We start from the raw sequence: 13,644 nt of genomic DNA on the forward strand, positions 1-13,644 counted from the left end.
TCTGGATCAGGCCTGGGGTTGCAAGCCCAGCTGCGCAAGCACGCCGGGGCTGGCCTGCACCGCGGCACGGCGGTGGTAGAAGTCCAGCGCGCGCAGTCCGCCCAGCTCGGCGCCGCCGCCGGCGCGGCCAGGGCCGCCGTGCAGCGAGTGGGGCATGACGTTGCCGTGGCCGGTGTGGGCCTGCGCAACGTCGGGCGTGATCACATGCACGCGGCCATGGCTGGCGGCCAGCTGCACCCCGGCCTGGCCCAGAGCGGCTTCGTCGGCGCCGTAGAGCGAAGTGACAAGCGAACCCTGGCCACGATGCGCGAGGGCGACCGCATGGTCGAGGTCGCGGTAAGGCAGCAGGGTGGCGACCGGGCCGAAGACTTCCACGTCGTGCACGCGCTGCGCTGCGTCGGCATCGCGCGCGCCCAGCAGCACCGGGCCGATACAGGCCGCGACGGCCGGGTCGGCATCGATCAGTTGTGCCTGGCTGCCGTCGTACAGCACGCCGGCCTGCGCCTTGAGTGCTTCCAGGCCCTCGCGAACCGCGTTCAGCTGCGCGCGGCTCACCAGCGAGCCCATGCGCACGCCCTCGTTGCGCGGATTGCCGACGGTGATGCCCGCGAGCTTGGCGCCGATCGCCTCGGCCGCCGAGTCGTACAAGGCAGCCGGCACGAGGATGCGGCGGATCGCGGTGCACTTCTGGCCCGACTTGACCGTCATCTCCCGCACCACCTCGCGCACCAGCAGCTTGAAGCTCTCGCTGTCCGGCGCGGCGTCGGGCAGCAGGAGGGCGGAGTTGAGGCTGTCGGCCTCGATGTTCACGCGCACCGAGCGCTGCGCCACCGCGGCATGCGAGCGGATCACGGCGCCGGTGTCGGCCGAGCCGGTGAAGGAGACCACGTCGAATCCCTGCAGTTGATCCATCAGCCCGTTCGAGCTGCCGCAGACGACCGACAGCGCGCCGGCCGGCAGCACGCCGGCATCGACCACGTCGCGCACCATGCGCTGCGTGAGCCACGCCGTGGCGGTGCCGGGCTTCACGATCACCGGCACGCCAGAGAGAAGGGCCGGTGCCGCCTTCTCCCACAGCCCCCACGACGGAAAGTTGAAGGCGTTGATGAGGAGCGCCACGCCGCGCGTCGGCACCTGCAGGTGCTGCGACTGGAACACGGGCTCCTTGCCCAGCTTGACTGCAGCGCCGTCGCGCAGTGCATGCACGTCGCCCAGTGCATCGCCCCATTTGGCGTACTGGCCCAGCGTGAAGATCGCGCCATCGATGTCCACGGCCGAGTCGTTCTTCACCGTGCCGGAGTTGGCGGTGGCGATCTCGTAGTAGGCATCGCGGTTGGCCTGCAGCACTTTCACGACCGCGGCCAGCAGCCCGGCACGCTGCTTGTACGTGAGCGCGCGCAGCGCCGCGCCGCCTGTTTCACGCGCAAAGCCGAAGGCCTCGGCCAGGTCCAGCCCGCCCGCATCGACGCGAACCAGCTCGGTGCCCAGCACCGGATCGAAGAGCGGCGTGCCGGCGCCGTTGCCGGCCTGCCAGCGGCCGGCGACGTAGTTGGAAAGAAGTTCTGTCATGGGTGTCTCAGCTCCGGGAAAATTGAATCTGGCCTTCGGGCAGGAGATAGAGCACCAGCGCGCGGCCTTGCGCGACTGTGGGGTGGTGCGCCGATCCGGGCGGATAGACGCACCAGCCGGCAGGCCGGCCATCGAAGGTCGCGTCGCCTTCCAGCGGCATGATCAGGTCGACCTCGCCGTTCGGATGCGTGTGGTGCGGCCCCTCGATGTCCCGCATGTCCACCACGTCGACCGAAAAGCGGTGCAGCGCGTCGTCGGCCTTGAACACGCGGCCGTACTTGATGCCGCCGCCCTCGCGCTCGCACAGCCAGCCTTCGGCCACGCCGTCGATGCAGGCCTGCTTCAGCCGCTCGTAGCTCTCGCTGCCGACACCGTGCACAGTGTTGAGCCAGCGATCGAGCTCGGCATCGAGCGGACGGCCGGCGATCTGCGAGGTCACGTCGGCGACGATCTGGTGGAAGGATTCCTTGGACATCGTGGTGCGCTGGCTCATGAATGGGGAAAAAAGAAACGAAACTTGCGGCAAAAGGCCGCGTGCAGTATCTTGCCTGTGCATGAACCATAGCACCGACACAAGAGGTGTCAAGCAATATAGTGCATATATGGTGTTTACCCGAATACGACAGGACCGCGCAGCGGAATCACAGACATGAATGACCGAGCCGAGGCGGTGCTGAGCACAAGGGCCGATGCGGCCCCTGCTGCCGACGAAGCGAAAAACCCGCTGCTGGTGGCGCTGGGCGAGCGGGTGCGCAACCTGCGCGCGCGCCGGGGCCTCACGCGCAAGGCGGTGGCGCAGGCGGCCGAGGTGTCGGAGCGGCACCTGGCCAATCTCGAATACGGCATCGGCAACGCATCCATCCTGGTGCTGCAGCAGGTGGCGACCGCGCTGCACTGCTCGCTGGCCGAGCTGGTGGGCGACGTGACGACCAGTTCGCCCGAGTGGCTGCTGATCCGCGAGCTGCTGGAGCGCCGCGGCGAAGCCGATTTGCGGCGTGCCCGCATCGCTCTGGGCGAATTGCTGGGCACCGCGGCGGGTGACCCGGCGCGTCATCGCCGAATCGCCCTGGTCGGCCTGCGAGGCGCCGGCAAGTCCACGCTGGGCCAGATGTTGGCGGACGATCTCGACGTGCCCTTCATCGAGCTCAGCCGCGAGATCGAGAAACTTGCCGGCTGCAGCGTGCGCGAGATCCACGACCTCTACGGCACCAATGCCTACCGCCGCTATGAGCGCCGTGCGCTCGAAGAGGCGATCCAGATCTATGGCGAGGTGGTGATCGCCACGCCGGGCGGCATCGTCTCCGACCCTGCCACCTTCAACGAGCTGCTCTCGCACTGCACCACCGTCTGGCTCCAGGCCGCGCCCGAGGAGCACATGGGCCGCGTGGCCGCCCAGGGCGACACGCGACCGATGGCCGCCAGCAAGGAGGCGATGGACGACCTGCGCCGCATCCTTGCGGGCCGCGCGGCCTTCTATTCCAAAGCCGATCTGAGCGTCGACACCAGCGGGCAGGACCTGGCGCAAAGCTTCCAGGCGCTGCGAACCACGGTGCGGGAGGCGATGAGCCGCGGGTGACGACAGGCGCTGCACCGTTCATCGCGCATTTGTAAAAAAGTAGCCGGTTACCTTGACTCGCTCCGGAACATGCACCATGATGCATGTCATTGCAGCAGAAAACTGCACTATTATTCATTGACCCCCGGCACCCAGGAGACCGCGACATGACCGAGACCGCTGCCCATCCCGCCCGCGTCGACTACCGCACCGACCCGAGCCAATACCGCCACTGGAAGCTCAGCGTCGAGGGCTCCGTGGCCCGGCTGTCGCTGGACATCGCCGAGGACGGCGGCATCCGCCCCGGCTACAAGCTCAAGCTCAACAGCTACGACCTGGGCGTGGACATCGAGCTCCACGACGCGCTCAACCGCGTGCGCTTCGAGCATCCGCAAGTGCGCTCGGTGATCGTCACCAGCGCCAAGGACCGCATCTTCTGCTCCGGGGCCAACATCTTCATGCTGGGTGTCTCCGGCCACGCCTGGAAGGTGAACTTCTGCAAGTTCACCAACGAGACGCGCAACGGCATCGAGGACTCGTCGAAGCATTCGGGCCTCAAGTTCCTGGCGGCCGTCAACGGCGCCTGCGCTGGCGGCGGCTACGAGCTGGCGCTGGCCTGCGACGAGATCCTGCTGGTCGACGACCGCTCCTCTTCCGTGTCGCTGCCCGAAGTTCCGCTGCTGGGTGTGTTGCCTGGCACGGGCGGCCTGACCCGCGTGACCGACAAGCGCCATGTGCGCCATGACCTGGCCGACATCTTCTGCACCAGCGTCGAGGGCGTGCGCGGACAGCGTGCCGTCGAATGGCGCCTGGTCGATGCGATCGCCAAGCCTGCGCAGTTCGGCGCCGCCGTGCAGGAACGTGCCGCCAAGCTGGCTGAGGGCAGCCATCGCCCGGCCGCCGGCAAGGGCGTGACCCTGACGCGTGTCGAGCGCGAGGACGGCCCGGACAGCATCCGCTATGAATTCGTCACGGTCGAGATCGACCGTGCCCGCCGCACCGCCACGCTGACCGTCAAGGCCCCGAGCGGCGCGCAGCCCGCCGACATCGCCGGCATCGAGGCCGCGGGCGCCGCCTGGTGGCCGCTCGCGATGGTGCGCCAGCTCGACGACGCCATCCTCAACCTGCGCACCAATGAGCTCGACATCGGCACCTGGCTGCTCAAGACCGAGGGCGATGCGCAAGCCGTGCTCGCCAGCGACCAGACCCTGCTCGCGAACAAGGACCACTGGCTGGTGCGCGAAACCATCGGCGCGCTGCGCCGCACGCTGGCCCGCCTCGACGTCTCCTCGCGCAGCCTGTTCGCGCTCGTCGAGCCCGGCTCATGCTTTGCCGGCACCCTGGCCGAGCTGGCCTTCGCGGCAGACCGAACCTACATGCTGGCGCTGCCCGACGAACCCGAGCGCGCGCCCAAGCTCACGCTCGACGAGTTCAACTTCGGCTTCTTCCCGATGGTCAACGACCAGAGCCGCCTGCAGCGCCGCTTCTATGAAGAGACCGCGCCGCTGGAAGGCGCCCGCGCCGCCGCGGGCAAGCCGCTCGATGCCGACGAGGCACTCAAGCTCGGCCTGGTCACCGCCGCGCCCGACGACATCGACTGGAACGACGAGATCCGCATCGCCATCGAGGAGCGCGCGGCCATGTCGCCCGATGCGCTCACCGGTCTCGAGGCCAACCTGCGCTTCGCCAGCCAGGAGAACATGCTGACCCGCATCTTCGGCCGGCTCACCGCCTGGCAGAACTGGATCTTCAACCGCCCGAACGCCGTCGGCGAGAAGGGCGCCCTGAAGGTCTACGGCACCGGCGAGAAAGCCGGCTTCGACCTCAACCGCGTATGACCAAGACCACCCCCAGGTTCCCGACCCCATCCGACAAAGGACTGTCATGAGCACGATCAACTACAGCGAGAAGATCCCTAACAACGTCAACCTGGGCGAAGACCGCACGCTGCAGCGCGCGCTCGAAGGCTGGCAGCCCAACTTCATCCACTGGTGGGATGACGTCGGCCCGGACGAGTCCACGAACTACGAGGTCTACCTCCGCACGGCCGTGAGCGTGGATCCGAACGGCTGGGCCCAGTTCGGCCACGTGAAGATGCGCGACTACCGCTGGGGCATCTTCCTGAACCCGGGCGATGCCAACCGCGAGGTCCACTTCGGCGACCACAAGGGCGAGAAGGCGTGGCAGGACGTGCCCGGCGAGCACCGGGCCAATCTGCGCCGCATCATCGTCACGCAGGGCGACACCGAGCCGGCATCCGTCGAGCAGCAGCGCCACCTCGGCCTGACCTGCCCGAGCCAGTACGACCTGCGCAACCTGTTCCAGGTCAACGTCGAGGAAGGCCGCCACCTGTGGGCCATGGTCTACCTGCTGCACAAGTATTTCGGCCGCGACGGGCGTGAAGAGGCCGACGCGCTGCTGCAACGCGAGTCCGGCGACCAGGACAACCCGCGCATCCTCGGCGCCTTCAACGAGAAGACGCCGGACTGGCTGGCCTTCTTCATGTTCACCTACTTCACCGACCGCGACGGCAAGTTCCAGCTGTCGGCGCTGGCCGAGAGCGCCTTCGACCCGCTGGCGCGCACGACGAAGTTCATGCTGACCGAGGAAGCGCACCACATGTTCGTGGGCGAGAGCGGCGTTTCGCGCGTGCTCGCGCGCACCGCACAGGTCATGAACGAGCTCAAGACGGACGACCCGCAGAAGGTGCGCGCGGCCGGCGCCATCGACCTCGGCACCATCCAGCGCTACCTGAACTTCCACTACAGCGTGACCATCGACCTGTTCGGCGCCGACCAGTCGAGCAATGCCGCCATCTTCTACAGCTCCGGTCTCAAGGGCCGCTACGAAGAAGGCAAGCGCACCGACGACCACGTGCTCAAGGGCCAGACCTACAAGGTGCTCGAAGTCCAGAACGGCCAGCTGGTCGAGAAGGACGTGCCCATGCTGAACGCGCTGAACGAAGTGCTGCGCGACGACTTCATCAAGGACTCGGTCGCCGGCGTGAGCCGCTGGAACAAGGTGCTGGAAAAGGCCGGCATTCCGACCCGCCTGACGGTGCCGCACAAGGCCTTCAACCGCCAGATCGGCGCGCTGGCCGGCATCAAGATGTCGCCTGAAGGCCGCGTGGTGAACGAGGCCGAGTGGGCCGCGAAGAAGAGCGAGTGGCTGCCCACGCCCGAGGACTTCGCTTTCGTGGCATCGTTGATGGGCCGCGTGGTCGACCCCGGCAAGTTCGCCGGCTGGATCGCACCGCCCGTCATGGGCATCAACCGCCAGCCGGTCGATTTCGAGTACGTCCGCTTCGGGTGACTGTTGCTCGCCCCCAGGTTGCCCGGCACTTCGTGTCCGGGCGCCCACCCCCTGCCGGGGGCAACACCAGCGGCCCGGCGAAGCCGGTTCCGCGGTGTTTCACGAAGCGGCCGGCGCTTTGCGCGGCCGTGGGGTGGTACAAGCGCCCGAACGGTATTGGCCGTCAGGGCGGCAAAGGAGATAAGACATGGACACAGCCACCATCCAACTCGGCGTCATCAAGCAGCACCTGATCGACCCGGAGATCTGCATTCGCTGCAACACGTGCGAGGCCACCTGCCCGGTCAACGCCATCACGCACGACGACCGCAACTACGTGGTGCGTGCCGATGTCTGCAACGGCTGCATGGCGTGCATCTCACCCTGCCCGACAGGCTCCATCGACAACTGGCGCACCATGCCGGTGGCGCGCGCCTATTCGATCGAAGAGCAGCTCACGTGGGACGAACTGCCCGCCGAGCTCACGCCCGAGCAGCTCGAGGCCGAGGGCATCGCCTCGTCCGACGAGGTCGTGATGCAGACGCAGCCGGCGGCCGCGCCGCAGCCGGCCTCCGAGCCCGGCGAAGTGCCTTTCAATTCCGCGCAGTACGGTGCCACCGTGCCGCCCTGGTCGGCCGCGCACGCCTACACCAACCTGTTCCCGCCGAAGAGCCCGACCACCGCCACCGTCGTCGGCAACTTCAACTGCACCGAGGCCGGCTACGAGAACCAGACGCACCACATCGTGCTGGACTTCGGCACCATGCCCTTTCCGGTGCTGGAGGGCCAGTCGATCGCCATCATCCCGCCGGGCACCGACGGCAACGGCAAGCCGCACTTCGCGCGCCAGTACTCCATCGCCAGCCCGCGCAACGGCGAGCGGCCGGGCTACAACAACGTCTCGCTCACGGTGAAGCGCGTGCTGCAAGACCACCAGGGCAACCCGGTGCGCGGTGTCTGCAGCAATCACGTATGTGACCTGAAGGTCGGCGACAAGGTCCAGGTCATCGGCCCTTTCGGCAGCTCCTTCCTGATGCCCAACCATCCCAAGTCGCACATCGTGATGATCTGCACCGGCACCGGCAGCGCACCCATGCGCGCCATGACCGAATGGCGCCGGCGATTGCGCAAGAGCGGCAAGTTCGAGAGCGGCAAGCTGCTGCTCTTCTTCGGCGCGCGCACCCAGCAGGAGCTGCCGTACTTCGGCCCGCTGCAGACGCTTCCCAAGGACTTCATCGACATCAACTTCGCCTTCTCGCGCACGCCGGGGCAGCCCAAGCGCTACGTGCAGGACGCGATGCGCGAGCGTGCCGCCGACCTGGCGGCGCTGCTCAAGGACGGCCAGACCCACTTCTATGTCTGCGGGCTCAAGAGCATGGAAGAGGGAGTGGTGCTCGCGCTGCGCGACGTGGCGGCAGAGGCGGGCCTGGACTGGGACAGCGTCGGCGTCGCACTCAAGCGCGAAGGCCGCCTGCATCTCGAGACCTACTAAGCTCGGCGCCATGAAGTTCGCCGAATTCCATGTGGGTCAGGTCATCGAGGCCGGGCCCTATGTCGTCACCGAATCCGAGCTGCTGCAGTTCGCCAAGGCCTATGACCCGCAATGGTTCCACACCGACGGGGAGGCGGCCGTCGCCGGTCCGTTCGGCGGACTGATCGCCAGCGGCTGGCACACCGGCGGCATCGCGATGCGGCTGGTGACCGATGCGGCATTGGCCGGCTCCGAGTCGTTTGCCTCGCCGGGCCTGGCCTACATGAAATGGCCCAACCCGGTTCGCCCGGGCGATGCGCTGCGGCTCGTGGCTGATGTCATCGAGGTGAGGCGTTCGGAGAAGCGGCCCACGCTGGGCATCCTGCGGTGGCGATGGCGGCTGTTCAACCAGCGCGAGCAATTGGCGCTGGATCTGGAGGCAACGAGCTTGTTCAAGCTCGAGGTGGCGCCATGATGACACCGTGCTCCGCTGGCGTTGGCGGCGCTTCTCCGAGCCGCTCCGACATGAAGCGTCTAGGCGGGCGCTAAGGTCACCAGGATCCCGTTCCTCGGGCGAAGCACGATGGCCGCCTGCAGCTCGACCTTGTGACCGGGGACGAGGCTCACCCGGTAACGCTGAAAGAGCATGGCCAGGAGCAGCTGCGCCTGCATGGTGGCGAAGCTTTTGCCAATGCACAGGTGGCCGCCCGCGCCAAAGGGAAGGTAAGCGCCGCGGTGGCGGCCTTTGGCGTTCGCCTCGGTAAAGCGCTCCGGCTCGAACGCCTCCGGCCTCTGCCAGATCGCCGGGTGGCGGTGGATCACATACGGCACGATCGCCACGAGCGACCCGGCAGGGATCCGGTAGCCCGCGATGTTGTCCTCCGCGACAGCCCTGCGGACCGTAAGCCAGAGAGGCCCCTTGAGGCGCATGGCCTCCTGGAAAGCCATCTTCGTGTACGCGAGCTTGCCGAGGTCCGCGAACTCTGGGGGGCGGTCGCCGGCGAGCGAGCTTGCCTCGGCGGCGACTCGCTGCGCCGCCTCCGGGTGCCCGCACAAGAAATGCACGGTCCAGGCGAGCGCTGTTGCGGTCGTCTCGTGGGCCGCGACGAGGAGCGTGACCAGCTCGTCCCGGACCTGCTGCTCGCTCATTCCCTCGCCGGTGTCCGCATCGCGCGCCACAAGCAGCAGGTCGAGCAGGTCGCCCCCCTCGCAAGGCTGCCGATACCGGCTCCGGATGATCGGATAGATGATTCGATCGATCGTCCGGCGCGCCTGTTGGAACCGGCGGCTCCCCGGGATCGGGAGCCACTGCGGCAGGGAGTTCGTCCACATGAGGACGTTGATGTGCCTGAATGCGACGTTCACCGCTTCCGTCAGCTCGCTCATCTCCTTCGCGTTGATCGAGGTGCTGAGCAAGGCGCGCAGGAAGGTGTGGGTCGAGATGCTCTTCAGCTCCTTGAGCAATTCGATGGGCTGACCGTTCTCCGCGGCCGGGCGCCACGCCTCGAGCCCCTCGGCTGCGGCCTCGGCCAGGAGCGACGTCATCACTGCGAGCTTCTGGCGGTGGAACTGAGGCTGCATCATTCGCCGCTGACGCAGCCAGGCGCTCCCCTCGGTCGTCCCGAGCCCGTTGCCCGCGAGCTGCTGGCCCGCGGCCCACATGCTCCCGTCCTTGATGAAGTTGCCACTGTTGGCATGGAAGACATGCTCGACGTGGTCGGGGTGACTGAGCAGATAGATCTTCTCGAAGCCCACGTTGACGCAGGCCACGTCTCCATGCCGCTTCACGACGCCCAGCAAGGCCTGCAGGGGATCGAGGAGCACTTGGGGGAGCAGGCCAACAAGCGGGTAGCCGCTCGCACCCGGAACCGCAAGGGCGCGCTTGGCACCGGTGTCGCATGTCTGTTCGCTACGGTTCACCATGGGGCCTACACACCAAAACGGCGTTGCCGCTGTTCAAAGGCCCGCAGCGCCTGGCGGAAATCGGCTTCCTCGAAATCGGGCCACAACGAATTGGAGAAATAGAGCTCCGCGTAGGCGACCTGCCACAGCAAGAAGCCAGACAGTCGTTGTTCGCCGGATGTGCGGATCATCAGATCGAGGGGCGGCTGATCGTGAGTAAAGAGGCGTTTGTTGACGTTTTCCTGGGACAACAGGCGGGTGGCTATTTCTTCACCCGAGAAGCCCATGCGGGCGCCTTCCTCGATGAGCTCCCGAACGGCAGAGATGATCTCGTCGTGACCGTCGTAGGCGATGGCAATATTGACCAGCATGCCGTCGACATCTTTGGTCGTTTCCGCGATGTCACGCAGCGCCATCACGATGCTTGGGGGCAGCAAACTGATCGCCCCGATGGGCTTGAGCCGCCAACGGCGAGCTTGCGCCAGCTTCTGGAGGCCGCCGACGATGATGTCTGCGAGTTCACACACATCGTGTGGGGAGCGTCGCATGTTGTCGATGGACAATGCCCAGAGGGTGACGAACTCGATACGAGCCTTGTCGCACCAGGCGAGGAGTTGGCCTACTTTCTCGGCCCCACGGCGGTAACTGTCGCCGCTTGCCGCGCCGTTCTTTGCTGCCCAGCGTCGGTTGCCATCCAGAATCACGCCGACGTGGCGTGGAATCGGGGATGTCGTGAGCTGCTCCATTCGGGCGTTGTCGATAGCGTTGCTACCCATGGAGCTGCTCCCACCACCATGCAATATGGGGGATGTCGATGGGCTCGAGGGATGCATCTGATGGCGTATCGGAGAAGCGCATGGTGGACTGGGTTGCGTTCGGAGAGCGTCCGTCCGGATTGCGATAGCGCAGCGAGACATTCCCGTAGTCGATGTTGGCGCGGATGAAATGACCCAGCCCGACGATGTAGCGGTTCAGGTCGGAACTCGCCCGGCGTGCGATCTGCTCGCGCAGGGTCAGGAACAGGCACATCAGCCGGTCGCGCATGCGCACAGCGCGGTCAAGCGCTTCCGGCACGGAACAGCCGAAGTGGGCGGCGAGAACACTGACGTAGTTCAGCAGGAGAACACCGTGGCGCTGCTGAAACCACAAATCCTTTGCGTAGGAGTAAAGGTCGTTGTCGACAGCGACGATGATTCCGGAGATCTCGGTGAGCGCCCGCACCGCCGGGGCATCCCACTCCTTGCCGGACACCTCGATGCCATTGAGGAAGTCCAACCAGCCCGTGAAGGCCGTGCCGCCAACGGTATACAGGCGCTGAGCCGTGTAGTCGGCAAGTGAGGGGAGTTCCGTACGCGTCTGGGAGGCGACCTCCCAAGCGACTGCGGACAGCCAGTCCTGCTGGCCGTCGATGATCCGGTGCCTTTGGACGGGCGTGCTCATGCCGTGCAGGCGCTCCGCGAGATCGCGCAAGGCAACGGAGGAGGGGGAGCCTTCGGGCAGCAGAGCGGCGGCGGGTACCCTGAGCGTCCGGATGACCTTTACGGCGAGCTCGGCGAGTTGGGCGAGTCCGCCCCCGGCCTTGGCGGTAGGCAGCCGGTCATAGAACTCATCCCATACAAAGGCGAGGTGGAACCAGTCCGTGCAGATCTGGAGGTGCTCGGGGATTCCGTCGGGCGCCATTCTGGCGGCGAGTTCACCGCAATTGAACGCCTGCACCGTCTCGCGGCCGGTTGCGTCAGGCCAGAAGGCGAACTGCGCGATCCAGTCTTCTGAGCGGCGCTGGATCTCCGACACCAGGGGGTGGACTGCGGATGGAATCGGGCAGTAAACCGGCGGCGGATCGACATGGATCGGTTCATGTGTCATCGGAACTTTCCGGTTGCGTCAGACACGACCTTAAGCAGCCCACTCGCCGGAGCGGCTTCGTTGCGACAAAAAGCCAGATTTCGTCCCCAGCGGCAGCCTGACCCCGTGGAGAAATATGCTAGATGGCCGGTGGCGTTCGGCTACGCCTCCCGTTCAAGCCTGGGCCTGTGCCCGGTGTGGAGTCAACAGACCTGGACGGTGGCGTACGAGTTCGCCACGCAACAACTCAACGACTGACTTCAGGCCGCCCTTCTCAAGCTCGCGGTAGCCCCGACTAAGACGATGCCTGCGTCCTGGCCGCCCGCGCCTTCCCCGTCAACACGAGCGCGATGCCCCCAAGAATCACGATGGAGCAGAGCATCAAGCGCGGCGTGATCGCTTCCGACAGGAAGATCACCCCACCGAAGGCGGCGATCGGCGGCACCGACAGCTGCACCGTCGCTGCCCGCATCGCCGAGAGCCCCGGCAGCGCCGCATACCAGATGACATAGCCGATGCCCGAGGTCAGCGCGCCCGAGGCCACGGCCAGCGCAACGCCAGCCGCATCGGCGTGCGCGCTGCCGGCAAGCACCAGGCTCAGCGCCAATGCCATCGGCGCCGCCCGCAAGAAGTTGCGCGCTGTCGCGGCCAGCGGATCGGCCACGCCGCGCCCGCGCAGCGAATACACACCCCAGGCCACGCCCGCGACCCCCATCAGCATCGCGCCGACCGGTGGCGGCGCCGCGACGCCCGGCGAGACCAGGTAGACCAGGCCCGCAACCGCCAGCACGAAGCCCGACCACGCCACCGGCCCGAACATCTCGCCCGCGCGCAGGCCGGCGCAGAGCATCGTCAGCTGCACCGCACCGAACAGGATCAGCGCCCCCGTGCCGGCCGGCAGGCTGAGGTAGGCGAAGGAGAAGAACGCGACATACACGAACAGCATCGCCGCCGCGAGCCAGTCCGCGCGGCCGGCCGCCTGCGGCCGGGAACGCAGGCGCACGACCAGCGCGAGCGTGAGCGCGCCCGCCACCAGCCGGATGCTGCCGAAGCTGGCGGCATCGATGCCCCCTTGTTGCAGCGCCATGCGGCACAGCAGCGAATTGGCCGCGAAGGCGAGCATCGCGGCCACGGTGAGCCCGACAATCCGAAGGCCGGGCGGGCCGTCAAGCGGCTCAGGCATGGACGACCACCACCAACGCCCCACCGGCGAGCAGCGCGATGCCGAGTGGCGCGCTGAGATGCCGGCCCCACGAGACGTTTTTCTCGACAGCCATCAGCGCAGCCAACAGCAGCATCCAGCCCAGGCTGCCGGTGCCCAGGGCGAACATCAACAGCATCAGCGCCCAGCAGCAGCCCACGCAGAACACGCCGTGGTACACGCCCAGCGCAAAGGCCTGCCGCGCCGGCGCCGGTCCGCGCCAGTGCGTGATGACGAAGCCCAGCGGTGTGCGGCATTTGTCCAGGCACTGGTGCTTGAGCCGGCTGAACTGGAAGGCGCCGGCCAGCCCGAGGGTCGCGGCGCCGATGAGCCAGCCGTGCCACGCCAGGGTCGGCGAGCGCGCCAGCAGCGCCAGGATCAGCTCGTGCAGCCCGTGCGCCAGCAGACCGAAGACGCCCCACGCAGCCATGTAGCCGAGCCCGAGCAGCGCGAGCAGGCGTCCGTGGTCCGGCCGCCGCGCCGTCATCCGGTCGAAGACGTCGAACAGAGGCAGGGTGGTGGGCAGCATCATGGCCGCGGTCATGAGGACCCAGGCCAGGGCGTAGAGCAGCGCCGGCACCAGCAGCTCGCCCGCGGGCAGGGCGCGGCAGAGAAAGGCCGCGGGCCCGGAGGCCAGCCAGTCGCCATGCTCGAGGTAGCGCCCGTACGGGCTGCGCGCCCACGCCCACAACGCCAGCCAGGCGAGCGCGACGAGCGCCACGAGCAGCGGCACGAACACCCGCCGGTGACGCACGGCGCCGGAGCGCGGCCGACCCGGCCGCGCGATGCCCGCAGGGGCGTCCATCGCTT

The 13,644-nt window shown here is 67.3% G+C and carries 12 protein-coding genes; 5 read left to right on the top strand and 7 right to left on the bottom strand.

Annotated features, from left to right (window positions below):
• Window positions 1-6 precede the first annotated feature (6 nt).
• Both G3W89_RS00495 and G3W89_RS00500 read right to left on the bottom strand, forming a co-directional pair.
• Window positions 7-1,569: a 3,4-dehydroadipyl-CoA semialdehyde dehydrogenase gene (locus G3W89_RS00495; protein WP_162572280.1), complete on the bottom strand. Its 1,563-nt coding sequence runs from the start codon at window positions 1,567-1,569 to the stop codon at window positions 7-9.
• A 7-nt stretch (window positions 1,570-1,576) separates the two neighbouring features.
• Entirely contained in the window at window positions 1,577-2,044 is a 468-nt protein-coding gene (locus G3W89_RS00500; RefSeq protein WP_162572281.1) for a 4-hydroxylaminobenzoate lyase, read from the bottom strand.
• A 174-nt stretch (window positions 2,045-2,218) separates the two neighbouring features.
• On the opposite strand from G3W89_RS00500, the gene G3W89_RS00505 reads away from it, so the two are divergent.
• The 5 genes from G3W89_RS00505 to G3W89_RS00525 all read left to right on the top strand — a co-directional run bounded on the left by G3W89_RS00505 (window position 2,219) and on the right by G3W89_RS00525 (window position 8,361).
• Window positions 2,219-3,145, top strand: coding sequence for a helix-turn-helix transcriptional regulator (locus tag G3W89_RS00505; RefSeq protein ID WP_162572282.1), 927 nt, complete (start codon window positions 2,219-2,221; stop codon window positions 3,143-3,145).
• A gap of 146 nt (window positions 3,146-3,291) precedes the next feature.
• Window positions 3,292-4,962 carry a 2,3-epoxybenzoyl-CoA dihydrolase gene (boxC, locus tag G3W89_RS00510; RefSeq protein ID WP_162572283.1) on the top strand — a complete coding sequence of 557 codons (1,671 nt, stop codon included), beginning with the start codon at window positions 3,292-3,294 and terminating at the stop codon, window positions 4,960-4,962.
• A gap of 46 nt (window positions 4,963-5,008) precedes the next feature.
• A complete protein-coding gene (gene boxB, locus G3W89_RS00515) occupies window positions 5,009-6,436 on the top strand; it encodes a benzoyl-CoA 2,3-epoxidase subunit BoxB (protein WP_162572284.1) in 1,428 nt (475 codons plus the stop codon).
• Between the two features lie 187 nt (window positions 6,437-6,623).
• Window positions 6,624-7,907 carry a benzoyl-CoA 2,3-epoxidase subunit BoxA gene (gene boxA / locus G3W89_RS00520; protein WP_162572285.1) on the top strand — a complete coding sequence of 428 codons (1,284 nt, stop codon included), beginning with the start codon at window positions 6,624-6,626 and terminating at the stop codon, window positions 7,905-7,907.
• A gap of 10 nt (window positions 7,908-7,917) precedes the next feature.
• Window positions 7,918-8,361, top strand: a complete 444-nt coding sequence (locus G3W89_RS00525; RefSeq protein WP_162572286.1) for a MaoC family dehydratase — start codon at window positions 7,918-7,920, stop codon at window positions 8,359-8,361.
• 59 nt (window positions 8,362-8,420) lie between these two features.
• Here G3W89_RS00525 and G3W89_RS00530 read toward each other — a convergent pair whose 3' ends face one another.
• The 5 genes from G3W89_RS00530 to G3W89_RS00550 form a co-directional block, all read right to left on the bottom strand.
• Window positions 8,421-9,809, bottom strand: a complete 1,389-nt coding sequence (locus G3W89_RS00530; protein ID WP_162572287.1) for a cytochrome P450 — start codon at window positions 9,807-9,809, stop codon at window positions 8,421-8,423.
• A gap of 5 nt (window positions 9,810-9,814) precedes the next feature.
• Window positions 9,815-10,564 (bottom strand): polyprenyl diphosphate synthase, encoded by a 750-nt coding sequence (gene uppS, locus G3W89_RS00535; protein ID WP_162572288.1) that lies wholly within the window; start codon window positions 10,562-10,564, stop codon window positions 9,815-9,817.
• Window positions 10,557-11,654 carry a terpene synthase family protein gene (locus G3W89_RS00540; RefSeq protein ID WP_162572289.1) on the bottom strand — a complete coding sequence of 366 codons (1,098 nt, stop codon included), beginning with the start codon at window positions 11,652-11,654 and terminating at the stop codon, window positions 10,557-10,559. Before G3W89_RS00540 ends, uppS begins: the two co-directional genes overlap by 8 nt.
• Window positions 11,655-11,928: 274 nt before the next feature.
• Window positions 11,929-12,816, bottom strand: coding sequence for a DMT family transporter (locus tag G3W89_RS00545; RefSeq protein ID WP_162572290.1), 888 nt, complete (start codon window positions 12,814-12,816; stop codon window positions 11,929-11,931).
• Window positions 12,809-13,639 (bottom strand): DUF2182 domain-containing protein, encoded by an 831-nt coding sequence (locus G3W89_RS00550; protein WP_162572291.1) that lies wholly within the window; start codon window positions 13,637-13,639, stop codon window positions 12,809-12,811. Before G3W89_RS00550 ends, G3W89_RS00545 begins: the two co-directional genes overlap by 8 nt.
• Window positions 13,640-13,644: the final 5 nt, after the last annotated feature.

Origin of the sequence: Variovorax sp. PBL-H6 (assembly GCF_901827155.1) — a bacterium.
Lineage (GTDB): Bacteria > Pseudomonadota > Gammaproteobacteria > Burkholderiales > Burkholderiaceae_C > Variovorax.